The sequence below is a fragment of the Paenibacillus kribbensis genome (assembly GCF_002240415.1).
In the GTDB taxonomy this organism is placed as follows: domain Bacteria; phylum Bacillota; class Bacilli; order Paenibacillales; family Paenibacillaceae; genus Paenibacillus; species Paenibacillus kribbensis.
This window is the reverse complement of sequence record NZ_CP020028.1, coordinates 4,124,700-4,149,441: the sequence shown is the minus strand read 5'-3', so window position 1 is coordinate 4,149,441 and position 24,742 is coordinate 4,124,700. Positions and strand designations below refer to the sequence as shown.

The 24,742-nt window shown below is 49.2% G+C and carries 23 protein-coding genes and 1 riboswitch; of the genes, 21 read left to right on the top strand and 2 right to left on the bottom strand.

The features are described 5' to 3' along the window. Positions 1 to 72: 72 nt before the first annotated feature. Positions 73 to 1,074 (bottom strand): lipoate--protein ligase, encoded by a 1,002-nt coding sequence (gene lplA / locus B4V02_RS18450; RefSeq protein WP_094155888.1) that lies wholly within the window; start codon positions 1,072 to 1,074, stop codon positions 73 to 75. A gap of 161 nt (positions 1,075 to 1,235) precedes the next feature. On the opposite strand from lplA, the gene cobD reads away from it, so the two are divergent. The 10 genes from cobD to B4V02_RS18400 all read left to right on the top strand — a co-directional run bounded on the left by cobD (position 1,236) and on the right by B4V02_RS18400 (position 11,740). After that, positions 1,236 to 2,339, top strand: a complete 1,104-nt coding sequence (gene cobD, locus B4V02_RS18445) for a threonine-phosphate decarboxylase CobD (protein WP_094155887.1) — start codon at positions 1,236 to 1,238, stop codon at positions 2,337 to 2,339. Next, positions 2,329 to 3,300 (top strand): adenosylcobinamide-phosphate synthase CbiB, encoded by a 972-nt coding sequence (cbiB, locus tag B4V02_RS18440; RefSeq protein WP_094155886.1) that lies wholly within the window; start codon positions 2,329 to 2,331, stop codon positions 3,298 to 3,300. The genes cobD and cbiB overlap by 11 nt, the downstream gene beginning before the upstream one ends. A gap of 14 nt (positions 3,301 to 3,314) precedes the next feature. After that, positions 3,315 to 4,085: a histidine phosphatase family protein gene (locus B4V02_RS18435; protein ID WP_094155885.1), complete on the top strand. Its 771-nt coding sequence runs from the start codon at positions 3,315 to 3,317 to the stop codon at positions 4,083 to 4,085. A gap of 78 nt (positions 4,086 to 4,163) precedes the next feature. Then, positions 4,164 to 4,373, top strand: a riboswitch (cobalamin riboswitch). A 202-nt stretch (positions 4,374 to 4,575) separates the two neighbouring features. Further along, the gene (locus B4V02_RS18430; RefSeq protein WP_094155884.1) at positions 4,576 to 5,583 is read left to right on the top strand and encodes an ABC transporter substrate-binding protein; all 1,008 of its coding nucleotides are present in this window, start codon (positions 4,576 to 4,578) and stop codon (positions 5,581 to 5,583) included. Further along, on the top strand, positions 5,580 to 6,626 hold the full coding sequence (locus B4V02_RS18425) for a FecCD family ABC transporter permease (RefSeq protein ID WP_094155883.1): 1,047 nt from the start codon (positions 5,580 to 5,582) through the stop codon (positions 6,624 to 6,626). The genes B4V02_RS18430 and B4V02_RS18425 overlap by 4 nt, the downstream gene beginning before the upstream one ends. Then, positions 6,623 to 7,456 carry an ABC transporter ATP-binding protein gene (locus B4V02_RS18420; RefSeq protein ID WP_094155882.1) on the top strand — a complete coding sequence of 278 codons (834 nt, stop codon included), beginning with the start codon at positions 6,623 to 6,625 and terminating at the stop codon, positions 7,454 to 7,456. Before B4V02_RS18425 ends, B4V02_RS18420 begins: the two co-directional genes overlap by 4 nt. Before the next feature lie 45 nt (positions 7,457 to 7,501). Then, complete coding sequence (gene cobT / locus B4V02_RS18415; protein WP_094155881.1) at positions 7,502 to 8,572, top strand: nicotinate-nucleotide--dimethylbenzimidazole phosphoribosyltransferase; 1,071 nt, start codon at positions 7,502 to 7,504, stop codon at positions 8,570 to 8,572. Beyond that, positions 8,569 to 9,204, top strand: a complete 636-nt coding sequence (locus B4V02_RS18410; RefSeq protein WP_094155880.1) for a bifunctional adenosylcobinamide kinase/adenosylcobinamide-phosphate guanylyltransferase — start codon at positions 8,569 to 8,571, stop codon at positions 9,202 to 9,204. The genes cobT and B4V02_RS18410 overlap by 4 nt, the downstream gene beginning before the upstream one ends. Further along, positions 9,201 to 10,082, top strand: coding sequence for an adenosylcobinamide-GDP ribazoletransferase (gene cobS, locus B4V02_RS18405; protein ID WP_094155879.1), 882 nt, complete (start codon positions 9,201 to 9,203; stop codon positions 10,080 to 10,082). Before B4V02_RS18410 ends, cobS begins: the two co-directional genes overlap by 4 nt. Positions 10,083 to 10,120: 38 nt before the next feature. Beyond that, on the top strand, positions 10,121 to 11,740 hold the full coding sequence (locus B4V02_RS18400) for a cobyric acid synthase (RefSeq protein ID WP_094155878.1): 1,620 nt from the start codon (positions 10,121 to 10,123) through the stop codon (positions 11,738 to 11,740). A gap of 100 nt (positions 11,741 to 11,840) precedes the next feature. Here the strand turns inward: B4V02_RS18400 and B4V02_RS18395 are convergent, their stop codons facing one another. Next, the gene (locus B4V02_RS18395; RefSeq protein WP_094155877.1) at positions 11,841 to 13,541 is read right to left on the bottom strand and encodes a methyl-accepting chemotaxis protein; all 1,701 of its coding nucleotides are present in this window, start codon (positions 13,539 to 13,541) and stop codon (positions 11,841 to 11,843) included. Between the two features lie 457 nt (positions 13,542 to 13,998). On the opposite strand from B4V02_RS18395, the gene B4V02_RS18390 reads away from it, so the two are divergent. From B4V02_RS18390 to B4V02_RS18340, 11 genes are all read left to right on the top strand, one after another. Further along, positions 13,999 to 15,165 (top strand): PTS transporter subunit EIIC, encoded by a 1,167-nt coding sequence (locus B4V02_RS18390; RefSeq protein ID WP_094155876.1) that lies wholly within the window; start codon positions 13,999 to 14,001, stop codon positions 15,163 to 15,165. A gap of 220 nt (positions 15,166 to 15,385) precedes the next feature. After that, positions 15,386 to 16,219 (top strand): BglG family transcription antiterminator LicT, encoded by an 834-nt coding sequence (gene licT, locus B4V02_RS18385; protein WP_094155875.1) that lies wholly within the window; start codon positions 15,386 to 15,388, stop codon positions 16,217 to 16,219. 166 nt (positions 16,220 to 16,385) lie between these two features. Further along, entirely contained in the window at positions 16,386 to 18,290 is a 1,905-nt protein-coding gene (locus B4V02_RS18380) for a beta-glucoside-specific PTS transporter subunit IIABC (protein WP_094155874.1), read from the top strand. Positions 18,291 to 18,526: 236 nt separating this feature from the next. Then, positions 18,527 to 19,924 carry an L-cystine transporter gene (locus B4V02_RS18375; protein ID WP_094155873.1) on the top strand — a complete coding sequence of 466 codons (1,398 nt, stop codon included), beginning with the start codon at positions 18,527 to 18,529 and terminating at the stop codon, positions 19,922 to 19,924. 198 nt (positions 19,925 to 20,122) lie between these two features. After that, positions 20,123 to 20,821 carry a queuosine precursor transporter gene (locus B4V02_RS18370; RefSeq protein ID WP_094155872.1) on the top strand — a complete coding sequence of 233 codons (699 nt, stop codon included), beginning with the start codon at positions 20,123 to 20,125 and terminating at the stop codon, positions 20,819 to 20,821. Between the two features lie 152 nt (positions 20,822 to 20,973). Then, on the top strand, positions 20,974 to 21,231 hold the full coding sequence (locus B4V02_RS18365; protein ID WP_007429414.1) for a hypothetical protein: 258 nt from the start codon (positions 20,974 to 20,976) through the stop codon (positions 21,229 to 21,231). Positions 21,232 to 21,357: 126 nt separating this feature from the next. Beyond that, complete coding sequence (locus tag B4V02_RS18360) at positions 21,358 to 22,410, top strand: hypothetical protein (protein ID WP_094155871.1); 1,053 nt, start codon at positions 21,358 to 21,360, stop codon at positions 22,408 to 22,410. A 22-nt stretch (positions 22,411 to 22,432) separates the two neighbouring features. Beyond that, the gene (locus tag B4V02_RS18355) at positions 22,433 to 22,867 is read left to right on the top strand and encodes a DNA polymerase III subunit gamma/tau (protein WP_094155870.1); all 435 of its coding nucleotides are present in this window, start codon (positions 22,433 to 22,435) and stop codon (positions 22,865 to 22,867) included. 125 nt (positions 22,868 to 22,992) lie between these two features. Then, positions 22,993 to 23,211: a hypothetical protein gene (locus tag B4V02_RS18350; protein WP_094155869.1), complete on the top strand. Its 219-nt coding sequence runs from the start codon at positions 22,993 to 22,995 to the stop codon at positions 23,209 to 23,211. A gap of 65 nt (positions 23,212 to 23,276) precedes the next feature. Beyond that, the gene (locus B4V02_RS18345; RefSeq protein ID WP_094155868.1) at positions 23,277 to 24,068 is read left to right on the top strand and encodes a hypothetical protein; all 792 of its coding nucleotides are present in this window, start codon (positions 23,277 to 23,279) and stop codon (positions 24,066 to 24,068) included. Positions 24,069 to 24,123: 55 nt separating this feature from the next. Then, on the top strand, positions 24,124 to 24,741 hold the full coding sequence (locus tag B4V02_RS18340) for an S-layer homology domain-containing protein (protein ID WP_094155867.1): 618 nt from the start codon (positions 24,124 to 24,126) through the stop codon (positions 24,739 to 24,741). Position 24,742: the final 1 nt, after the last annotated feature.

The window sequence follows — 24,742 nt, the reverse complement described above, 5'->3', positions numbered from 1 at the left end:
ACGACTCCTATAAGAGCCTGTCCCCTTATAACTACTGAAGTATTGGCTTGAAACCATGGGAAAAAGTAACTATTAGTCTTCCAAAAATACAAGTCCCACAAAATCGTCCAGCTCAATATTACCGAAATAATGTTTTAAATCGAGAGAGGACAAGGCTTGACGAACCTCGCCTTCATCATAGCGCTTGCCGCGCAGGGTATTCTCTATATCAGCGACGTCGCCCACACCGAAGAAATCACCGTAGATTTTAATGTCACGGATATGGCCTTCCTTAAGGTCCATGCGGATATCAATAATACCGACTGGAAATTTACGGGTGTGCTTGATATTGCTCTCTGGGGATTGACCGTAGTTCCAGTCCCAGGATTGATAGCGTTCTTTGGAAATTTCATGGATTTTAGCCCAATCGGCATCGGTGAGCTTATATTGAGGCACCTGATCCAGGTCTGCTCCGAATATGAAGCGCAGCAGCTCCTCACGAAATTGTTCAATAGTCATCTCACGATCCATCAGCTCGCTGATGTTGGCAACACGGCTGCGGACGGATTTGGTGCTTTTTGATTTAAATTTTTCAGGGTTGGCATTTAGGGATGCGGCTACATTGTCCAGATTCAGGTTAAACATCAATGTACCGTGGCTGAACATGCGTCCGCGTGTGGAAAACTGGGCGTTTCCTGAAATTTTGCGTTCACCGACTTGAAGATCGTTGCGTCCGGTCATTTCGGCTTCCACACCCATTTGGCGCAGGGCATCAATAACAGGCTGCGTAAATTTGAGGAAATTATGAAAGGATTCTCCGTCATCCTTGGTAATAAAGCTGAAGTTTAAGTTGCCGAGGTCATGATAGACAGCTCCGCCGCCCGACAGGCGACGAACGACCTGAATATGATTGTCTCTGACAAACTCGGCGTTGATTTCTTCAATGGTGTTTTGATGCTTGCCTATAATAATAGAAGGCTGATTAATGTAAAACAACAGATAGCTGTCGTCCAGCGGTAGATTCTTGAGCGCATACTCCTCAATGGCAAGATTAATGGCTGGATCGTGTATGCCCTGGTTGTCGATGAACAGCATGTCCATTCCTCCGTATATACAAACTGTGTATTTTATGTGTGCCTTCTTCTATTGTAACCCAAGTGGGCGATGTACAAAAGCTCATTTGCATTGACGGGACGCAAAAAACAGCCCCATAATGGAGCTAAATGAACAGGAACGGCCGGAAAGGATGATAGGCAATGATAGAGGTTTACGGTCATGGCGGAGACAGGGAGACGGCTGCGGCGACATTTGGCGGAGCAGCTGCGGATTTTGTAGATTTTAGCGCCAATATTAATCCGCTTGGACCGCCGCCCGAGGTGCTGGAGGTGCTGCAAAGTGCGTTGGATACGGTGATTCGCTATCCAGACCCAGGACACCGGAATTTTAAAAATATGCTGGCACGGCGACTGCAAGTTCCACCCGAGTCGCTGAGTATCGGAAACGGCGCGGCTGAAAGCATGGCGTTATTGCTGCTCGGACTGACTCCCAAACGTGTGGGCACGGTGGAGCCATGCTTTTCGGAATATGCAGAGCTGGCGGGCAAATTCGGGGCTGAGGTTAGCCGTGTGTACGGCAAGGCTTCCTTGCAATGGAAGGCGGATGTGGAGGACATACTCCAGCTCATGGAGCAGGTGGACGTTCTATTTTTGGGGCAGCCGAATAACCCAAATGGTGTACAGTACGGCGAGCAGGAACTGCGCGCGCTGGCAGAGGCGGCTGGCCAAACGGACACCGTGCTGGTGGTGGACGAAGCCTTCATTGATTTTATCCCACTGGAGCAGAGAATTTCACTGCTGCCTGTGTTGGATCGGTATCCTCATGTGATTTTGATCCGGTCGATGACTAAATTTTATGCCATTCCTGGTCTGCGTCTAGGCTATGCGATTGCTCATCCAGACTATATCCGGCGCATGACGGCCAAACAGGTGACCTGGAGTGTGAACGGATTGGCGTTGCTGGCTGGGGAGGCGTGTCTGCGAAGCGGAGAGGTCTACGAGCGGCGCACCCAGGAGCTGATTGCAATCGAACGTGGTCGTCTGCTGACCACGTTGGCGGAATGGGGCTGCGGTGTCATTCCCGGCGAAGCAAATTATATACTGGCAAGGGCGCCGGGAACGTGGAGTGCATCGGCTATACAGCAGGCGCTTGGACAACGCGGGATTCTTATCCGTAGCTGTGCCATGTATCCAGGGCTGACGACAAGCCATTTTCGGATTGCGGTCAAGGACGCGGAATCCAACGGCATACTCCTGTCTGTATTGGGTGAAGTGCTGGAGGAGGAGCGTTGGCGTGACAATTAGCTTGATCATCATGGCGGCCTATTTTCTGGACAGGCTGATTGGCGACCCGAGGTGGCTGCCGCATCCGGTCATCGGCATGGGGTATGCCATTTCAGCGTTGGAAAAAGCGATTCGCCGTCAGGTCAGCAGTGACCGGGGGTTGAAACGCGCAGGCATACTGCTTCCATTCCTTGTGGCAGGAGGCTCTTTTGCGGTCGCCTGGGGGCTGCTGCGCTTGCTTGCTTGGATTCACCCGTGGCTGTCTGTCGGAGCAGAAATCGTTCTGATCGCAACCACGATCGCTTCCAAAGGACTCAAGGATGCGGGGATGGCAGTCTACCGCCAGTTGCAGGTGGGTGACCTGCCTGCGGCACGTCGGGAGCTGGGGATGATTGTCGGGCGGGATACACAGCAGCTGGATGAGCCAGAGATTGTGCGCGGAACCGTCGAAACGGTCGCTGAAAACATCGTCGACGCGATTATTTCTCCGCTTTTTTATGCCCTGATCGGGGGGGCACCCTTGGCGCTGGCTTATCGTGCCGTGAATACGCTCGATTCGATGGTCGGCTACAAAAATGAAAAGTATCTGCATTTAGGCTGGGCCTCGGCACGTCTGGATGATGTAGCTAACTACATTCCGGCACGCCTGACAGCGGTTATGCTTGTGGCAGCGGCGTGGATGTTTCGGCATGATGCGGCAAGAAGCTGGCGTACAGTCAAGCGGGATGCTCGTCTGCATCCAAGCCCGAACAGCGGCTTCCCGGAATCGGCCGTTGCCGGTGCACTGGGGATTCGACTCGGAGGCTATAACGTCTATCACGGCGTGCGCTCCTTTCGTGCATATATGGGTGAGGGGCTACGACCGCTGGAGTCGGAGGATATCCGGCACACGATCCGGCTAATGTTCACTGTGTCCAGTATGTTTGCAGGATTGTGTCTGCTAGGAGCCGCAGGCTGTTTTGCCTTGGAATGGATACAGTGAGGAGTGACGCCATCTTGAAACAAGCTATAGAAGGAAAAAGGGAACCAGTATGCGAACAAAGTCTGAACTCGCAGCAGGATATGGAGCCGTATCATGCTAATGAAGATTCGCAATGGGATCTGGAGCTTGTGCTGGTACGTCACGGCACAACCCTGTGGAACAGAGAGCGTCGATATCTGGGACACTCTGATATCAGTTTGCTGGCGGGAGCAGAGCAGGAATTGGAGCCAATGCGTGAGAGGCTTCAAGGTCGGTCATTTGCTCGAATTTATTGCAGTGACTTGATGCGGTGTCGCCAGACCTTGCAGATCATTTTGCCGGAATCAGCATTGAAATCTGGACGTGCCCTATCGGCTAAGCCTCCTATTATGGACCCACGCCTGCGAGAGCTTGATTTTGGCGAATGGGATGGAAAAACGTATGACATGCTTAAGAGTGTGGCATTGTATCGCGCTTGGATTGATGAGCCGCAACGCATCACGCCTCCTGGAGGAGAGTCTTGGACAGATTTTGAGCATCGTTTGCGCGATTTTCTGGACTCTCTGTATGAGTGGCGTTTTGCTATGGAGGCTCAGCCAATAAGTTTGGCTGATGCTCCTCCCTCTGTTCTGGTCGTCACGCATGGCGGCGTCATTCGTCAGTTGGCTTGTATGCTGAACCCTGGGCATGATTTTTGGAGCCTAAACCCGGAACCGGGAGCTGCACTCAGCATCCAGTTGAGGTTGGCAGAGCCGCACAAGTTCATAGCGAATATACTTTCTCATTCGTTAGACAAGGGCTGGTAAATAGGCTGTTTGGGTTGTAAGCAGTCTCTTTTTAACCTATAATCATCAAGTAAAAGAACGGCTTGACTAACACTACATCAAATATCCAGCAGACGAGGTCAGCGCAGTGTAATCGAATTTCCCTTCACGCGCTGTTAAAAGGGAAGCCGGTGTGAATCCGGCGCGGTCCCGCCACTGTAAATGGAAAATGCCTGTTAAAGCCCTGCTTTATGTGCCATCAAGCATATAAAGGACATAGGCTGCGGCATCTGCCATAAGTCAGGATACCTGCCCGTCCGCCTCTCACCATAATCCTTCGAGGAAAGGATGCGTGTTCGCAGTGACTGTCCATGCGGAAGAAGCTGCCGCCTGCGCAATGATCTGCGCTAACGTGACCCCTGTGTCCTGATATAAGGATACGGGGTTTTTTTGAAGGGAAGGAAGGCTGGATTTAGAAGATATCGGATGAGGTTCAAGCGCTCTTACGATTTATTATGGAGGGGTGTAAATCATGTCAGAGAAAAAAATAAAGGTCTGGACAGCAGGCTTATTGGCTTTAGTCTTGGCGGTTGTACTGAGTGCATGTGGCGCGAATGGAAAAAACGCCGAAAATCAAGGGAATCAGGCTTCTTCGCAGCAGGCAGGACAGACAGCGACTGCACAAGAGCCTCCGGGCAAAACGGTTTACCCGTTAACGATTAAGGACGCAACAGGGCAGGAGTTTACGTTCAAAAAAGCGCCGGATAAAATCGTTTCCGTCTCCCCGGCAGAAACCGAGGCTTTGTTCGCTATCGGGCTGGATAAAGAAATTGTCGGCGTAGACGACTATTCCGATTACCCGGAAGCGGCTGGGAAGAAGCCCAAAATGGGCGGTATTATGAAGCCGAATGAAGAAGCGATCATTGCTGCGAATCCAGATGTTGTTTTTGCAGGGATATCTCTTAGCGAGCAGGCTACGACCAAGCTGCGTGACATGGGAATTATGATTTTTAAAACTGAACCCAAAACAGTTGAAGATGTCATAGCCAACATCGAATTATATGGGAAAATCACCGATCATCAGAAGGAAGCAAGAACGGTGACCGACAAGATGAGAGCAGACGTAGCGGAAGTGAAGAACGGTGTTAAAAATATCGGCAAAGGGCAGAAGCTGCGAGTGTACGTTGAGTTTTCACCTGGCTGGACGGTTGGCAAGGGTGAGTTTATGGACGAGCTGATTACGCTGGCGGGCGGCGAAAATGTAGGTGCGACGCAGAAGGGCTGGTACCAGATCAGTGAGGAAAATATTATTGCTGCGAATCCAGACGTGATTTTGTATAGCAAAAGTGTCAAGGATGACAAAACAGGTCAAACGCTCGGGGAGATCATCAAAGCCCGCAGTGGATGGGATCAAATCTCGGCTGTTCGCAATAACCGTGTTTTTGCCGTGGATGATAATTTGGTCAGCCGTCCGGGTCCACGCGTGACAGAAGGTCTCAAGGAAGTGGCCAAGGGCGTGTATCCTGAAATTTTCAAATGAACCGTAGACTGATCGGCTTTGGAGGGACAGGTCTGGTCTTGCTGCTGTTGACGCTGCTGCTCTGTCTCGGCATGGGCTCAGCCAGGCTTCCGGTCAGCCAAATCATAGGTATTCTGATCAATCATCTACCGGGGTTAGGTGAGACGTTTACACCGGATTGGAATACGTCCTCAGAACAGATTATTTTGAAGGTCAGACTGCCACGGGTGTTACTCGGAATGCTGGTAGGCGCTGCGCTTGCGCTGGCAGGAGCCGGATTTCAAGGTGTGCTGCGCAATCCGTTGGCTGATCCGTACACGCTTGGGGTGTCCTCGGGTGCTTCGGTAGGAGCGGCGGTGCTGATTTATTGGGGGCTTCAGTTTTCTTTTGTTGGCATATGGACGCTGCCGCTGGTGGCGTTTTTCACCGGAATGCTGACGCTGTGGATGGTGCTGACGCTGGCACGGGAAGGTGGAAAGATTCCGACACAAAGTCTCATTTTGTCGGGTGTGGTGATGCAATCTTTTCTGGGAGCGGTTGTTTCCTTCCTGACAGCCATGTCGAAGGAGACGGTCAATGAAATATTGTACTGGACGATGGGGAGCCTTAGTCTGCGTGGTTGGTCGTATACGGGAATCCTTTTACCTTACGTGGTTATAGGCTTGGTGTTTCTGTGGAACCGGGCACGGGTGCTGAATATTCTGGCTTTGGGTGAGCGTCAGGCGGCTCATATGGGCGTTCATGTAGATGCCACGAAGCTATCTGTGCTGATCGTATCCACGCTGCTGACCGCTGCTGCTGTCTCGGTATGTGGAGTCATTGGTTTTGTAGGACTCGTCGTACCGCATATCATCCGTCTGGTCACAGGTCCCGATTATCGGATGATTGTTCCGCTATCCGCGCTGGGGGGAGCTATTTTTATGGCTTGGGCAGACACTGCGGCTCGCACACTGCTAGCTCCAACAGAAATCCCTTTGGGTGTAATGACGGCCTTCGTCGGTGCTCCGTTCTTCGCGTACCTCCTGTATCGGAACAAAAAGCTGCGCAGGGGGGAACTGCTGTGACAGAACAAAGTGAATCACAGAAGACGCATATTCGAGCATTAGAGGTAGCTGGCCTGACTCGTGCTTTTGGAGATTTCCATGCGTTGAAGAATATAAGCTGGAGCGTAGATGAGGGGTCTTGGTGGGGGATTATTGGTCCGAACGGCAGTGGAAAATCGACCTTGCTGCATTTGCTTTCCGGTGTAGATCAGCCAACCTCGGGCAGTGTTCATATCTATGGTAAAAAGGTCGGCAGCTACAGCAGAAAAGAGCTTTCCCGACTTGTAGCCGTACTCCAGCAGGAGGGACTTCCTCCCGTAGGATACACCGTCAGGGAAGTTGTAGAAATGGGACGGTTTCCTCATCAGGATTGGCTGGGCAGGGAAAAGGGGGTGGATGTTGGCTTTATCACGGGTCGCGTGCTGGAGCGTTTGGGCCTTGCCTCACTGGCGGACAGAGCATTGGATCGCCTGAGCGGGGGGCAGCGGCAGCGTGTAGCTTTGGCAAAGGTGATGGTGCAGGAGCCACAAATATTGCTGCTGGACGAGCCCACGACCTATCTGGACCTGCGCTATCAGCTTGAATTTATGGAGCTGCTGGCAGAATGGAGGCAGGAAACGGGTGTGACGATCATTGCGGTCCTGCATGATCTTAATTTGACGGCCCAATTTTGCGACGATTTGCTTGTGCTCAAGGATGGAATGATTGAAGGGGTGGGAGCCTCAGCGGAGTTGTTAACCGAGGAGCGAATTCGCCGTGTATACGGTGTTGAGCCTGTGATGCTTCCTCATCCTGACAGCGGTGTACCGCAGCTTTTGCTGCGCAGAAGCGCTCGTAATACATGTAGATGAGTAGGAGATTTTATAACACTATAAAAGAAGCAGGGAGTGGAAGGTATGAGCGAAAAGCTGCGTCAGCTGATTAATAGCATAACCCCGCCGGATGAGGTGGCGGCTTCGGCCGCATCACAGCATCTGGACCAATTAACAAAGCCGCCGGGAAGTCTTGGAAAGCTGGAAAGCCTGGCCATCCAGCTGGCAGGAATTACAGGGGTGGACAAGCCAGAATTTAATCATAAGACCGTTATGGTTATGGCTGCGGATCACGGTGTATGTGAAGAAGGGGTCAGCGCCTTCCCGGCTGAGGTTACGCAGCAAATGCTGTATAACATGCTGTCAGGAGGCGCTGCTATTAATGTGCTTGCACGTCATGCGGGCGCAGACGTCAAGGTTGTAGATGTTGGCGTCAATGCGGATGTCGCACACCCGGATTTGGTGAGCCGCAAGGTGCGCATGGGCACTTCGAATATGGCCAAAGGGCCAGCCATGCTGCGTACGGAAGCGGAGCAGGCGATTTTGGCCGGAGCTGAAGCTGTAGCCGAAGCGTTCGAAGATGGCACACGGCTATTCGTTACCGGGGAGCTGGGCATCGGGAATACGACAGCCAGTGCTGCGGTCGTATGTGCCCTTACCGGACTGGAGCCGGAGGTTATCGTAGGCCGGGGCACGGGGGTAGATACGGCTGGGCTTGCCCGTAAAATAGCGGTGGTCTGCCGCGCATTGGACGTGAATCAGCCGGATGGAAATGACGCGCTCGACGTGCTGACCAAGGTCGGCGGTCTGGAGATTGCCGCCTTGGCGGGCGTCATCCTCGGCGCAGCCGCACATCGCTGTCCAGTCGTGCTGGACGGCTTTATTTCCGGCGCAGCTGCCCTCGCTGCGCGCGCTCTGGCGCCCGCAAGCGCGGCGTACATGCTCGCCTCGCACGCCTCGGACGAGCGCGGGCACGCAGCGGTGCTACGCCAGCTCAAGCTGGAGCCCATGCTGCATTTGGACATGCGGCTCGGGGAGGGCACAGGTGGGGCGCTGAGCCTGCACCTGATTGATGCGGCGTGCCGCATTATGCGCGAGATGGCGACCTTTGCCGATGCTGGCGTATCGGACGGTCAGGGAGCCGCGCAGCGATGAAGGCGCTCGTGACCGGCGGGGCACGCAGCGGCAAAAGCGGCTTTGCCGAGCGCTTATGCATGACGCGCGCGCCGCGCGCCTGCTACATTGCCACGGCACAAGCCTACGACACGGAGATGAAGGAGCGCATTGCCCTTCATCGGTTCCAGCGCGAGTCTGCCGGGTATGACTGGCAGACGCTGGAGGAAGCGCAGGCACTGCCGGAGCTGCTGCGGCGGCTTGGCGGCCTCCCTGAAATAGCACAAGTAGAGGCAAGGTCGGCTGCGCAAGGCAGCCAGCCTGTCAGCCTGCACGCCAGCCGAGCACCGCAGCCATCACCCGCGCCTATGGTGCTGGTCGACTGCCTGACCCTCTGGCTGTCGAACGTGCTGCTGGCCGCTGGCGAGGACGGCGAGGCTGCGTCCCGAGCCGCCATTGATGAATTGGCGGCAGCTGTGGCGCAGTATCCAGGCCCGCTCGTCATCGTAACCAATGAGGTCGGTGACGGGATCGTGCCCGAATATCCGCTAGGACGACTGTATCGGGATTTGGGCGGAATCATGAATCAGCGAATCGCCCGTCTGTGCGATGAAGTATTTTTGGTGACGGCGGGCATTCCCATAGAACTTAAACAGTTGGAATATAAGCTATGAGCCGCGAACGTCAAGCTGTCGCTGCGGCCTTTCAATTTTTGTCCCGTCTTCCCGTCAAGGCGGAGCTGGACTTTTCCCCGGAATTGCTTAAGCATAGTGCAAGCTATTATCCACTGGTTGGAGCAGTGATTGGCCTCATCGTCTGGTGCTTTGCAGCGCTCGTTTCTTTGGTGCTGCCGCCGTTGCCATCTGCGGTTCTTACGCTCGTCGTGTGGGTTTGGCTGACGGGTGGACTGCATTTGGATGGCTGGATGGATGCGGCTGATGCTTTGTTCAGCTACCGATCCCGTGAGCGGATGCTGGAGATTATGAAGGATAGCCGTGTAGGAGCAATGGGCGTCATTGCTTGTGTGCTGCTGCTCATGCTTAAGGCTTCCTTACTGTATATTGTACTGGATAACACGCTGAATGAAGGGAATCTGTCCGGCTTGCTGCTGCTTCCGATGGTTTGGAGCCGCTGGTTTATGGTGCATGCGATGAAGCGCTGGCCCAAAGCACGCAACGATGACGGACTGGCAGCACGTTTTGCCGATATGAGCGGTGGACGTGTCGGATTGGCTGTATTTTGGGCTGTTCTGGTGACTCTGGGAGCGGCCGCAGGACAGTATTTTCTTGCAGCGTTACCCGTAGGAACAGGCGGCATCGGGAATTTGTCAATGGCAGGAGCGTATCTGCGGACGTTCCTTTTGTATTCAGAGAACCTTCCAATCTGGATAGGCTTTGTGCTGCTGCCCTGGTTGGCTTACGGTGTTGGAACCTTCACGGCCAATCGTATTAACCGCCGTTTGGGCGGGCTGACGGGCGATATTTATGGAGCCTTGAACGAATTGCTGGAGACTGTTTTATTGCTGCTTATTGTAATTTTGTACGGGCTGTGATCTGTTTTAAAATGAATTCGTTAAAGGGGAAGAGTCCATTGTCAACTTTCGAACCGTCCTGCACAAACCCGGCAGCCGTGTTGATGCTTCAAGGAACTGCATCGGATGTGGGCAAAAGCGTAGTGACGACTGCCCTGTGCCGTATATTTGTACAGGACGGCCATCATCCCGCACCGTTTAAGTCACAGAATATGGCGCTCAATTCTTATGTCACAGAGGACGGCAAGGAAATTGGACGCGCTCAGGGGGTGCAGGCTGAGGCCTGCGGTATTGAAGCGACCACCGATATGAATCCAATTTTGATTAAGCCAGTCAAGGATATGCACTCACAAATTGTTGTACACGGTGTACCTTTTGCCTATATGAGCGCCTCTGATTATCGGAAGGACTTTTTGCCAAAAGCCAAGCAGACGGTCATGGATGCTCTGAATCGGCTGCGTGATACCTATGATATCGTGCTTATGGAAGGGGCGGGCAGCCCGGCAGAGATTAATTTAAAGGATCGCGATATTGTAAATATGAATCTTGCAGGCTGGGCGGACGCTCCCGTATTACTTATTTCGGATATCGACCGGGGCGGCGTTTTCGCTTCGCTGGTAGGAACGATCGAGCTGCTGGAACCGCATGAAGTGCAGCGTATCCGGGGATTCATTATTAACAAATTTAGAGGCGATCTGTCTCTGCTTCAACCGGGACTGGACTGGCTGGAGAAACGAACCGGTATTCCGGTACTCGGTGTACTGCCTTATCTGCCGGACATTCGCATTGAGGCAGAGGATTCCGTGGTACTGGACAAGAAGCCCCGGCTGTCTGCAAAGGATAAGGAACTGGACATTGCGGTCATTCGATATCCGCGTATTTCCAATTTTACGGACACGGATGCTTTGGCTGCTGAGCCTGATGTGAGCGTACGTTATGTCACGGAAGCCGGAGAATTGGGCGTGCCGGACGCCATTATTTTACCCGGGACCAAAGACACGATCGGCGATCTGCTTGAATTGCGCGCAAGAGGTCTGGAGGAAGACATAAGACAGGCCATGAAGGCAGGACGCACGCAGCTGGTCGGTATTTGTGGAGGCTATCAGATGCTGGGCACGGCTTTATATGATCCCCAAGCAGTAGAATCCGGGTTGCCACAGCAGGCCAGAGGCTTGGGGTGGCTGGCTTTATCCACGACCTTTTTAAAGGAAAAACAAACCGTGCGCGTACAAGGAACCCTGTCTATTCATTGCCCGCTGTTGCTAAGCACTGCATCTGATTCGGCGTTTGATCCCAAGCCCAATATTGAAGGCTATGAAATACATATGGGTGTTACAGAATGTGTTACGGGACCGCTATCGTCTACAGAGGGAACTTCAGGTATGGAGAAAATGCGTTCGCTATTCCATATCCGGCGTGGGGATGGAACAGGCTTTGAGGAAGGCTGGGGTACGACAGATGGTAAAGTATGGGGAACCTATTTGCATGGTGTGTTTGATAATGACCGTTTTCGTCGTTCCTGGCTGGATGGGTTGAGACAGGCCAAGGGCTTGACACCGCTTGATAGCACCTTCACCGTGCGTGAAGCCAAGGAACAGGAGTTTGACCGTGTTGCAGAGGTGGTACGGGCTCATTTGGATATGGATCAAATTTATCGCATTATGGGGATGAACTCTTAGACGCTATAGGTGCTCCAAAGAATATGCTTAAAAAAATAAAGAGGTATCTCTATAGCCATTGTATTCATGACTAAGAGACACCTCTTTTTAGGTTGCCTGCTTACACAATTTTGAATTTTTGCACGGCTGCTTGCAGTTCAGTCGCTTGCTTGCTTAGTTGACGTACTATTTCGCTGTGACTTTCCATTTCATTCAGTTGCTCATCTGCATTTAAACCGATTTCCTGGATCATGTTCTGTGCATTGGCAGCGATAAGGGCCGTCTCCTCTACGGATGCCGATACCTCCTCCGAGCTGGCGGATACTTGTTCCGTTGCTGCGGATACCGTTTGAATCGTAGCATTGATTTCTTGCATAAGCTCGCTGAGCTGGTTAAAGGCTGAACTGGCTTGCTGAACCATTTCCGTGCCCGAATGAATTTCACGACTGACTCGGGTGACGGAATCCACGGATTGCTGCGATACTTCCTGAATGGCAGCCAAATAGTCGGAAATCTCCTGTGTTGCTTCCTTGGATTGCTCGGCGAGCTTGCGTACTTCTCCGGCTACTACGGCGAAGCCGCGGCCATGCTCACCCGCACGTGCAGCCTCAATCGAGGCATTCAGGGACAGCATTTGAATCTGTTTCGTAATATCGAAAATAGCTGAAACGATGCTGCCAATGGCTTCGGAGCGCTCATTCATACTATGAATGTATCGCAGCGATTCATCGGCGGCTCGTCCTACCTGTGTCATTTGGGCTACCGCATTTTGAGCGAGCGTATTACCGTTAACCGTTTCCTGGGTCGCTTCACTGATTTGATCGGATACATCATTGGCAGAGGAGGCAATATGCTGCACTCCTTGAGCGATTTCCTCCATGGCTTGTGCATTTTCGGCAGCAGCCGAAGCAATGCTGGTACTTCCCTTGGCCACTTCCTCTGCAGCAACTGTTGAATCCTGCACTTTAACACTCATAACCTCAGTTCGACGAAGCAACTCGTTGGAGCCTTCTACAACCGCACCGGATGTAGAAAGCACATGACCGATCATCTCCTTGAGGTTATAAGACATGGATTGGAAGCTGCGGGCAAGCTGAGCAATTTCGTTGTCGCCATGAACCTTCGCTTCCTGTGAAAGGTCTCCTTGAGCGATTTTTTCACTATGACGAACCAATTCGGCAATGGGCCCCACCACATTACGCACGATGAGGGTAGAAATAATTCCGCTCAACAGGAGCGTTGCGATGGTAATACCTATGCATATCCATAAAATTTGTTGGGATTTTTCCTGTACAAAACCGACATCTTCGTTCACACCAAGAATCAGATTACTGCCCGATATAGCAAAGAAGGCGGTTTTGTGTACCCCGTATGCGTCGCTGTAAATTTCACTGACATTCATCTCGCCTTGTTTGGCCTTTTTAATATCCTCTACAGGAACGAGAGCATCCTTGATCTTATAGGCTGATTTGACATTACGTGCGACAATTTCGGCTTTGCCATCCTTCTCCACCGCAAGATATGCCGATTCTAACTTGAGGGTATCGATCTTCTCCTGAAGATAAGATTCCATCTGTATAACGGAGCCTGAATCAGAACCGCTTCCTTGCCCAGCCTGAACAGCTAAAGAAATATTGAGATCCTGATACACATTTTTGGCTCCGGTTTCCAGCATTTGATCTACCTGAGGCAAGACACTATTATTAATGATATTCATGGATACTGCATAGAAACTGATGCTGAACAGAAGGGATGCAAAGATTTGAATCAATAAAAACATAACTCGCAATCTTGCACCAATGGAACGATTAAAACGCTTCATGAAAAATCTCCTCTCACATAATGGTAGTAAAAAACAGACGAATTCCCCTGCTTGATGTAGTCTGCTTGTCCATTTGCAATACTGGACATGCCATGATCTACTTGTTTTCCTTTCTTTGCTTGAAGAAGAAACTGAAAATGTTCGGGTTCTATGTATATTTCAGCTATATTCAAGAGACAAGAATGAGAAAGGGAAGTAATCCATGATTTACTAAAAAGTAGGATAGACCTATTTTACCTAATTAACAAGCGGTTGAATAGTAAAATTTGCCCAAAAACAAACAAAAAACATATAACTATGGTCTTGGGTAATTTCGCTCCTTCTTAAAAACTATTGTAAAAAAGAAGTAATATAAGTAGTATAAGGAATAGAACTTTTTATAGAGCTTCTTTTAAGCTTGCTTTAGTAAGTTCGAGTGTGGTCTTCAATATACATATAAAAGGGGAAAAAGGCATCTATGAATCAGGAACTACTTTCCAAAAGAATAATTTCACAGGTAGAAGGAGAAGATAGACAGGAGCCGACTTCCGGTAGCCCTAAAGCTGCCGCAGAAGGAAATCCGATAAGTCGCCTGTTTGATTTTATATCAGGTGCATTCACTCCGATCTTGCCGGCAATGATTGGAGCAGGAATGATCAAGGCAGTTATATATGTTTTAATGTCCTTCGGCTTTTTGTTGTCTGATCCGCAGATGTATACTATTTTATTGGCCATCAGCGATGGGATATTTTATTTCCTGCCCATTTTTGTGGCGGCAAGTGCGACAAGAAGGCTGGGCAGCAATATGTTTGTTGCGGCAGCCGTCGGAGCATCCGTATTCCATCCTCAACTAACAGCTTTGCTCCAGTCGGGTGAGGAGGTCCGTTTTGCTGGTCTGTCAGTTATTGAGCCGCAAGCTGCTTCTTCCATAATACTAATACTTGTTGTTGTCTGGATTGCATCGTATGTGGAGAAGTGGTTGGACAGATATATCCCTTCTTGGCTTAAATTGATGGCTGTCCCAACTTTGACACTGGTGATCACTATACCTTTGATGATGTTCGCTTTTGGACCGCTGTGGACTTATCTCGGCCAACATATATCCGATGGACTCGGCTGGTTGTTTGACAATACAGGAGTGCTTGCAGGGCTGTTGCTCGGGGGCATAATGTCTGTGCTGATTATTGCAGGCATGCAATATATCATGATTCCGATTATGGTTAGCTCGCTTGCAGCCTTGGGTTATGATCAAATATTCCCTGTGGTAGTGGCAGCGGCCCTTGCTCAGGCGGGTGCAGCATTTGGTGTGCTGTTTAAATCCAAAAATGGCAAAGTGAAAACGCTGGCCTTTTGGACAGGCCTGCTTGCCTTGCTGGGGGTGACTGAGCCAGCGATGTATGGGGTCACCATGCGCTTGAAAAAGCCTTTTGTTGCAGTGTTGATCGGAGGAGCGCTGGGTGGCGCTTTTATGATTCTATTTGAAACCAAGTCAATTGCTATTGGTGGTGTATCAGGTCTGCCCAGCCTGGGACTAATTCTCGGATCCACATGGGCATATGCCATTTGGGGGATGTTGATTTCGTTTGTTAGTGCAGGCGTAATTACGTATTTTATGGGCTTCGTGGATAAGAACATAAACAGCTAAAGTGCACCAATCGTCCGGAAACCACATGCCAGAAATCACATGAAAGTGTTTACAAAAAAATGTTGTAGGCTGTGTTTTTATGTGATATTATGGTGACAGCTTTTCAAAACTGCACAATCGTGGGTTGTTACTGAGCATATCGGGCAAAACCATAAGCAGGCACTGAGTGTCAGTTTTGGTATTGCCTTTTTTACTACTCCAAGTGGCTTAAGGTGATGGAATGAAGATAGAAAAGGTGCTGAATAATAACGTCGTGACGGTGATTGATGAGCATCAGAAAGAACTGGTCATCATGGGGAGAGGAATTGCTTTTAAGAAAAGCACAGGCGATGAGATCGATGAAGCGCAAATCGAGAAAATTTTCAAGCTTGAAAGCACCGAGGTTTCCCGCAAGCTGATGAGCCTGATGTCTGATATCCCTATTGAATACGTTGAAATTTCTGATGAAATCATCCAATATGCCAAAACGATACTTGGTGTACAGTTGCATGACAGCATCTATATTTCGCTGACGGATCATATCCATTTTGCCATTGAGCGTTATCGTTTGGGTATGGATATCAAAAATGCTCTTTACTGGGAAATCAAACGCATGTACCGCAAGGAATTCTCAATCGGGACCAAAGCACTACACATGATTCAGGACAAGCTGGGAGTTACACTTCCGGATGATGAAGGAGCGTTTATCGCTCTGCATTTGGTGAATGCACAGCTCAACAGTGAAATGCGTGAAACGATTGCCCTGACGAACATCGTCAAGGACATTATGAATATTGTAAGCCGCTTTTTTGTGATGGAGCTGGATGAAGAGTCGCTAAGCTACTACCGCTTTATTACACATCTCAAATTTTTCGCTCAACGGGTAATGAACGGGACCCCAGTACAACATGCAGACAATTCCCTTCATGATATGGTTAAGGTCCAATATAAGGATGCTTATGCCTGTGCGGAGAAAATAAGGGATTATACAACTAAAATCTATAGTCGAAGTTTGTCCCAGGATGAGATGTTATATCTCACCATTCATATCGAACGTATCGTTAAAAATCAATGATGTATCGATAATCAGGGATTTAGGATTGCTACTTCTAACCGGAAGGCAAAACCTGAATGCTGAAAGAAGATTGGCTTTCTATAAAGCTGACTGCTTTCTGTATTCAGGTTTTTTTTATTGGCAAATTCGCGTGTTATATACCTTAAATAGAAAAGAGGAACACCTCATGGATCGAAATCAATTATCCAAAGAGATACTTACACTGGTCGGTGGTGAAGAAAATGTTGAGCAGGTAGTTCACTGCATGACCCGCCTGCGCTTTAACCTTCATGATGATAAGAAAGCTCAGAAGGAGCAGCTGCAAAAAACGGATGGCGTCATGGGAATCATGGAAAGCGGCGGCCAGTTCCAGATCATTATTGGTAATGATGTAGCTAATGTGTACAAATCGTTGGTAAGCAACATGTCCAAGGCGCCACAAAGTGAAGCAGGCGCAAGCGATGTATCGAAGAAAAAGCAAAACCCGATCAGCAGTCTGTTTGACTTTATAGCTGGTATGTTTACACCGATTTTGCCGGCGATCACCGGCGCAGGTATGATCAAAGGGATTATTGCCCTCTTGGTGGCTATGCACTGGATGTCCGACAAAAGCCAGACCTATACGATTTTGGCGGCCATAGGTGACGGTGCATTCTACTTCCTGCCGATTATTCTGGCTGTGAGTGCTGCTAGAAAACTGGGAAGCAATCTGTTTATCGCAGCAGCGATAGGTGCCTCTATTTTGCATCCGACGATTACGGCCTTGCTGGCATCCAATGTGAAGGTTAGCTTTATCGGTCTGCCGGTGACGGCAGCCACTTATTCTTCGACCGTTATCCCAATCGTTATCGCGATCTGGCTGGCGTCCTACGTTGAAAAATTCATTGATAAGTATACACATGCCTCACTGAAGCTGCTTGTTGTTCCGACACTGACGCTATTGATTATTGTACCCTTGACGTTGATTGCAGTAGGGCCACTGGGCTCCATTATTGGGAATGGCCTGTCGGGCGGTATTTCCTGGCTGTTTGAAAATACAGGTGCGCTTGCAGGTCTGCTGCTTGGTGGTACCTTCTCCCTGATCATCATGACAGGTATGCACTATGCGTTGGTTCCGATTATGATTGGCTCGATTGCAACGTTGGGCTTTGACTACATGATTCCGATTATGGGCGCAGCTAACCTGGCTCAGGCCGGGGCTGCACTGGGTGTATTTTTGAAATCCAAAAATGACAAAGTTAAAACAGTGGCTTTCTCCACGAGCTTGACAGCTATTATGGGTGTAACCGAGCCTGCAATGTATGGTGTAAACATGAGGTTTAAAAAGCCATTTACTGCAGCGTTGATCGGCGGAGCCGTCGGCGGGGGCTTCATGAGCTTGTTTGGTACAAAAGCGTATGTTATGGGTGGATTGGTTGGTTTGCCTGGTCTGGCAATGTTTATTGGACCGACTTTCTTGTACGCAATCCTGGGTCTTATTATTGCTTTTGTAGTTGCTGCGGTGGTTACCTATTTGATTGGTTTTACAGATGAAAAGAACGAAGAAGCACCACAAACAACAACAGATGCTGCTGGAGACACCACTGCTGACGAAGCAGCACAATCTGCTGTAGCTTCATTGCCGAAAGGCGAGAAAATTTCGGTATACAGCCCGATTATGGGTGAAGTTAAGCCGCTCAGCGAAGTCAATGACCCTGCATTTTCTCAAGAAATCATGGGCAGAGGGTGGGCTATCGAGCCATCTGAAGGCCGCGTTGTTTCTCCAGTTGAAGGCACCGTATTCTCTATTTCCAAAAGTGGACATGCCGTAGGTTTAGTGAGTGATTCAGGACTTGAAATGCTCATACATGTTGGGATGGATACGGTTAAGCTGAAAGGCCTTCATTTTACGGCTCATGTGAAAGCGGGGGATCGAGTGAAGGTAGGCGACCTCATGCTGGAGTTTGATCTGGTAGAAATCCGCAAGGCTGGCTACGAAACGATTACACCTGTTATTGTTACGAATGTAGCTCAGTTTAGCGAGCTGGAGCCTGCTGGAAATCAGCATAAGGTGATTAAGGAACAGGAGCTTTTATATACCGTGATCGTCTAACGACAACAAAAGGCTTTACGTAAAAGCTGAACATCAAGCGTTGGATTCAAGAAAAGGCAAGTCTTCGATACAGGAAGGCTTGTCTTTTTGCGTTTTCAATTTAACCCGAAGAAGCTGAGCTGGCTTCAATTCATTTATTGGAATAAAATCCTACAAAAATAGTTGGCTTTGTGATATAGTAATTAACGGATTTGAGGGTCATCTTACACAACATCATCTGTCTGGAGGAAAAATATATGGATACCTTCTTTATTATTTTGAATGTGCTCGTGCTGCTTGCACTACTCGGCGTGTTGGTCTGGATGCAGAAGAAGCATATCTCCTTTACAAAAAGGGTATTTGCCGGTCTGGGCTTCGGTCTGGTCTACGGGGCTATTCTTCAGTACGCCTATGGCTCCGGTTCCGAGGTGATTACGAAATCGGTTGATTGGTTCAACATTGCAGGCAATGGTTATGTCCGTTTGCTGCAAATGGTAGTTATTCCGCTCATCATGGTGTCGATTTTTTCGGCTATTATGAATTTGAAGGGAAGACAGAACCTTGGCAAAATAAGCGTGTCCATTATTGCTGTACTGCTGATTACAACGGCTATTGCTGCTTCCGTCAGTATTGTAACCAGTCTGTCGTTCGATCTAAAAGCGATTGAGATTCAAAGCGGGGAAAAGGAGCAGGCGCAGGGCCTGAAGATGGAAGAGCGTCTTGGAACGGTTCAGGATATGACCATTCCACAGCAGGTGCTGGAATTTATCCCTTCCAATCCTTTTGAGGATATGACGGGCGTGCGTCGTACTTCGACGCTGGCAGTGGTTATTTTCTCGGCCTTTATCGGGGTGGCTGTGCTTGGGCTGGATCGCAAAAAACCGGAGCAGGCGCAAACCTTCCGCAAACTCATCGATGCCGTATACGCAGTGGTGATGCGGATTGTGGCGCTGGTGCTAAGATTGACGCCTTACGGCATTTTGGCATTGATCACCAAAGTTGTAGCTACGACCAATCCGGATGAAATCTTGAAACTGATCAAGTTTGTACTCGCTTCCTATGTGGCTTTGCTGGTTATGTTCGTCATTCATCTTATTTTGCTGGCCTTGTTCGGCTACAATCCGGTGACCTATGTGAAAAAGGTATTGCCTACACTGGTTTTTGCCTTTACTTCCCGTTCCAGCGCGGCGACCATTCCGTTAAATGTTGAAACACAAACGAAAAAGCTCGGTGTGTCCGACGGCATCGCGAATCTGTCTGCGACCTTGGGAGCGACCATTGGGCAAAACGGCTGTGCAGGGATTTATCCGGCGATGCTGGCAGTCATGATTGCTCCAACCGTGGGCATTGATCCGACGAGTTGGGATTTTATCCTCACGCTCATTCTGGTCGTTACGGTCAGCTCGTTTGGCGTGGCCGGGGTAGGTGGTGGTGCCACCTTCGCTTCCCTGATCGTGCTTTCTACGATGAATCTTCCAGTGGCTTTGGCGGGTCTGCTCATTTCAGTCGAACCGTTGATTGACATGGGACGTACAGCGCTGAATGTGAATGATTCGATTACAGCAGGACTCATTTCCGGCAAGGTGCTCAAGGAGAATGATCACGACGTGTTCAACGACCGTGGTCTGGATTTAGATGCGACGGCACGCTCTTAAGTAAACAATAAAACGTATCGTGCACCTCAATGTTCAGAGTCGGCCATCAGGCCGGCTCTTTGTTGTGGTTTTATCGCAATGTAATTATAGCTGTTCACAAATCCTGATCTATGATACATTAAAATAATGTTTTTCCGGCTTGCTTCGGATGAACCGCGGTTCGCAACCATCCCGCGCTATCAAAACTAGGAGGATTTCATGTTTAATCTGTTATGGGGGGCAGCCTTTGTCCTCGTCAATTTTATGTTCTTTTTGTTATGCTATCGTTTGTTCGGTAAAAAAGGATTGTACGCCTGGATCGGTGTTGCTACTGTACTGGCCAACATTCAGGTTACCAAAACCATTGATCTGCTCGGCATTACCACAACCTTGGGAAATACGATGTATGTTTCCATGTATATGGCCAGTGATTTGCTGAATGAGAAATACGGGCCTAAAGAGGCGCGCAAAGCTGTGTGGTTTGGCTTTTTTACACTGATTATGACGACGATCACGATGCAGATGGTTCTGCTGTTCCAGCCGACTGCAACGGATTTTGCCCAGACGCCGATGCAACAGCTGTTCGGATTGCTGCCTAGACTTGCGCTTGCCAGCTTGACAGCCTATGCGGTCAGTCAATTGCTGGATGTGCGTCTGTACGCCTGGATTCGCAAATTTTTCCCGAAGCGTCATCAGCTCTGGATTCGCGGCAATGGCAGCACGATGATCAGCTCGTTTATAGATACGCTTATTTTCTGTAGTATTGCATTTTACGGTTATGCATGGGGAATATGGCTGGAGCTGTTGTTCACGACCTATATTCTGAAATTCGTACTGACTGCGGCGGGTACACCGGTTTTGTATATCGCGCGCAACTTCCGCTTTATAGAAGAGGAGGGGCAGACTCTCAAGCCATAATTGGCTTGGGGGCGCCCCTCCTTTTTTTTGCATAATTATGTAATCGCTTTCGAAATTGTGTATAGATGAATTGTTCAATGAAGCTTACAGTTGCTTATATTGAAGTATGTGGCTCGTCTAATCAAACTTTTGCCAAGAAGGAGGCCATGGGAATGAAGCAGTTTACCCTATGTACCCAATGTAAATTTCGCTATGTGACGCAGAAGGCCAGAGAAAGTTTTACACAGGAGAAAATGGCAGGAGAAGCCTTGCTGTGCCTGCATTGTATCGCCGAACTCACAGGTAAAGTAATAGATCAGTCCGGGAGTCTTGTTTATCCTCATGAGGTTGAAGCGTCTAGCCGGCAGCAGCATATTCCAAGGTCGTCTATTAAGGGCTGCAGACCCTGTATGAAGAAACGTAGGAAATGAAGGGGATCAAGTACGCCGATACAGTTAAAACCTCGAATGCTTCACTTATATTGATACCGTCAGGAAGGTGGTTTGCTCAAAATCGGGATGCCATTGGAATGGAATAATAAACTGGAGGTTTTAAAGATGGGGATAACGAAGAACAAAAAAATGTTGATTAAAGGCGCGGGCAAGTTTATGGCTAAAATTCCGAATCGAGATGAACTCATCACGATCGGAACACTGAACAACATGCTTCTGGACATCCAGCTTGATATGCAGGATATCGAGGGTGGAGATTCCAGTGTGCCCTTGGATGCTTTGCTTCGTAAAAAGACGATTGATATTACGGCACAAGATGCCAAATTTGACTTAAATCTGGTCCGTCTCGTCCTCGGTTCCAAGCTGCGTGAAGGTGTTAGCGGAGCGTCTTACCGACTGGTAACGGAAACGGTGACGGTTCCGGGGGAATCCCCATACCAGGTGCTGCTCACAGAAGCCGCAGCGACAAGCCCCGCTATTAAGGCCTACGAGGATGTGATTACTGGCACTGATGTAACCACAGGAGTTACCGTGACAGGTAATAAGGCAGTATTCGAGACAGCCTTGGCCGGGAAAAAAGTAGTGATTGTTTATCCTGTTGCTTTGAGTGGAGTTCAGCAGGATGACGATGGATTTGTGTGGGAACTGGAAGAGAAGCACGTGATTCAGGAAGTGAACGGGAAGTGTGAGGCAGAGCTTGTCTTTGGCACCTCGCTGTACACCACGCCTGAAATTTCAGTGCGTACGTTAACAGGAAACAAGCTTCTCAAACAATTGTCCAACGGAACCCCTACCGAGGAGCAGTATCTTGTTGAAGGGGGCAAGCTGATTTTCAATGCGGCTTTGAAGGATGTAGCCATCTATGTCAACTATAAACGCAATGAAGTGGTGGATGTTCTGGATATTTCGAGCAGGGATTTACCATTGACGGTTCATCTGGTTCATGATGGCCGTTTTGAGCAAAAGGACGGTTCTGTACAGGGATACCAAACGGAACTGTATCAATGTCGCGTGAAATCCAATTTCACGATTGATGCTCAGCGCCAGCAGGCGTCTACGCATAGTGTAACCTTGACGGTCATTGATCCGGAACGCTTTGATAACAAGCTAGGTACGATCAAGCGTTATGAGGTTGCAACGGCATCTGCTAACAACTGATACGTAAGGATGTGTGTTCAGAATGAACGATAGAGAGCTCACCATTCCATCTCAAAATGAGCTTCCCAAATCAGCTGAAGTTGCGGAAGATGCAAAGAAGATTTTGACAGAAGAGGAAGCTCAGATCAGAGAAAAAGCATTCTTTGAAGAAGATGAACAGGTGCGTCTACGTGACGGTAAAACGTATTATTTACCCCCGCTTGGGTTAAAGGATGCGCGCAAGCTGATTAAAAAGCTGAATGCTATTGATTCCGGCATTATTATTGCAAATCTGATCCCGGATGATCCGGAAGGTACGGATCGTTATCATGAGCTGATCGATGTGCTGATGATGGGCTTCAAGCCTTATTACAGCTGGATGACTCCTGAGCATTTGGAAGAGTATGTTGACCTCGAAACGGCCAAACAAATTATTGATGCCATGATCGGACTGAATGGAATAAAAAAGTCCATGTAGCCACTGAGGATGAGGAGCTGGAGTATGATCGGCAAGCTCCCATTGACTGGGCGGATCTTTTTTTTAAGCTGGCCCATTATTGTCACCTGGACAAGCATCAGGTTTGGGACCTTACCCTCCCTCAGTTGGGCTACTATCTGGAGCAGTGTCATGACCATATCGAATTTACAATTAAAGTATCCTCTATGTCTGCCTTTGGGCTATGGAGCGGGGCTGATCAAATGGATCGTTTGGATACCCGCCATACAGGCCGTGAAGAAGTCAGGGAAGACGGCTCATATATGGGCAGCTATAAGATAGCGGACGAAGAAGATATGGCATTTCTGGCCAATATGCTTGGTTGAAGGACACTCCTGCTCTGCTCCATATGGAGGGGCGGGAGTTTCATTTTATAAAAGGTGGTGAAAGTATGGGCAATATAGAGACTGATGTGCTTGTGGAGCTGCAGGCATTTATTCAGACACTAAAGCATTCTTCTCGTGAGGAGAGGCAGGGATTGGAATTACGCTTTGAGCGTTTGGAGGAACACAAGCGTACGTTAAGTACCTTTTTAAATTTTAGGACAAGGCCGGAAGCAAACCAGCAAGAACCAGATCAGGCACCAGCAGATCCGAGTCAGAGTATGCAATATGAGATGAATGGTACAACGGAGTCGCCGACCCTCCCCATGCATGAATATGTGAGCAAAATGCAGAGGGCTCAAAGCAGGAAGATGCAAAACGCTGAAATAGCAGCTGTACGAACAGACGCAATGGAGTACATCCGTATACGAAAGCATCAAGCTCAGGGCTTGCAAAGTGTACTCAGTCAACAGCGCACATTTCGTATGAAGCCGGAAGCTTCATGGAACTTCCAGGAGCAGTACAGCGAATGGAGAGGGCAGTCCCTGCAAGCCCAATTGGGGATTTGGGCTGGGATGGAGTCATTAGCGGGAACGTTTCATATGCCAGGGGGCGTTACGGAGCTGACCCAAAATGAATATCTGACACGTACAAACGTGCAGCCATCGTATACGATCAACTCCGGTGATGTTGTTGTCCATGTGACATTGCCTAATGTTACGAATAACGTAAGTCCGACCCAACTGGAGACGATTGGTAACAGGCTGGGAAGAGGTCTACAAAACGGTAGAGTGGGAAGCTTGCGCGATCAGCTTCTTATGAATCCGACCACTGCTTATCGTAGCAGTACATCCTATTAATCCATCATCCGTCGTAGCGGAGTAAACATCATTTTTAATGACAGGAGGTATACATTTGACTCAGCAAAGTCCCCATAAATCAGAAGATATGATCTACAAAAAGCGACTATTTTACGATAATGGAATTCGTTTTGTCGAGGTCAAGGCTAAGCTAATCAACGAGTACAAGCCACCGGCTCCGAATCTGAAATCATATGTTCATGAGACGTTTTCCTACTCGGCAGGTCTAGTCAATCGTGGAACCTCGCATTATACAGCTACCCTAACACTTTTATTTTACAGTAAAAAGGAATATGCGGACTGGCTATCTTTTATAGGCTCAGAGCACAAATATTATGATGAAAAAGGCGCAATTTACCTGGGGATTGTGACAGGTAAGCCAGATATTCAAACAGCGGAGATGGAGACGAAATATATCATCAAAGTCCAAATGTCGCTTATTCGCAAGCAAAGCAATGATTCCCGTTGCAAAAGCCAATTCATCGACCTCAAAGGCCATTGGGCATCCAGCTATATCGAGGAAATGGAGCAGCGTGGTATGGTCACCATCCCTGCAGATGAAGGGGAGGTTAGCCCTTATTTCAGGCCGGACGAGAGCTGTACCCGGGCAGAGGGAATCACCTTTTTGATGAGGTCCTACAGGTATGTGGACCGGATTCTAAGGGGGTATTGAG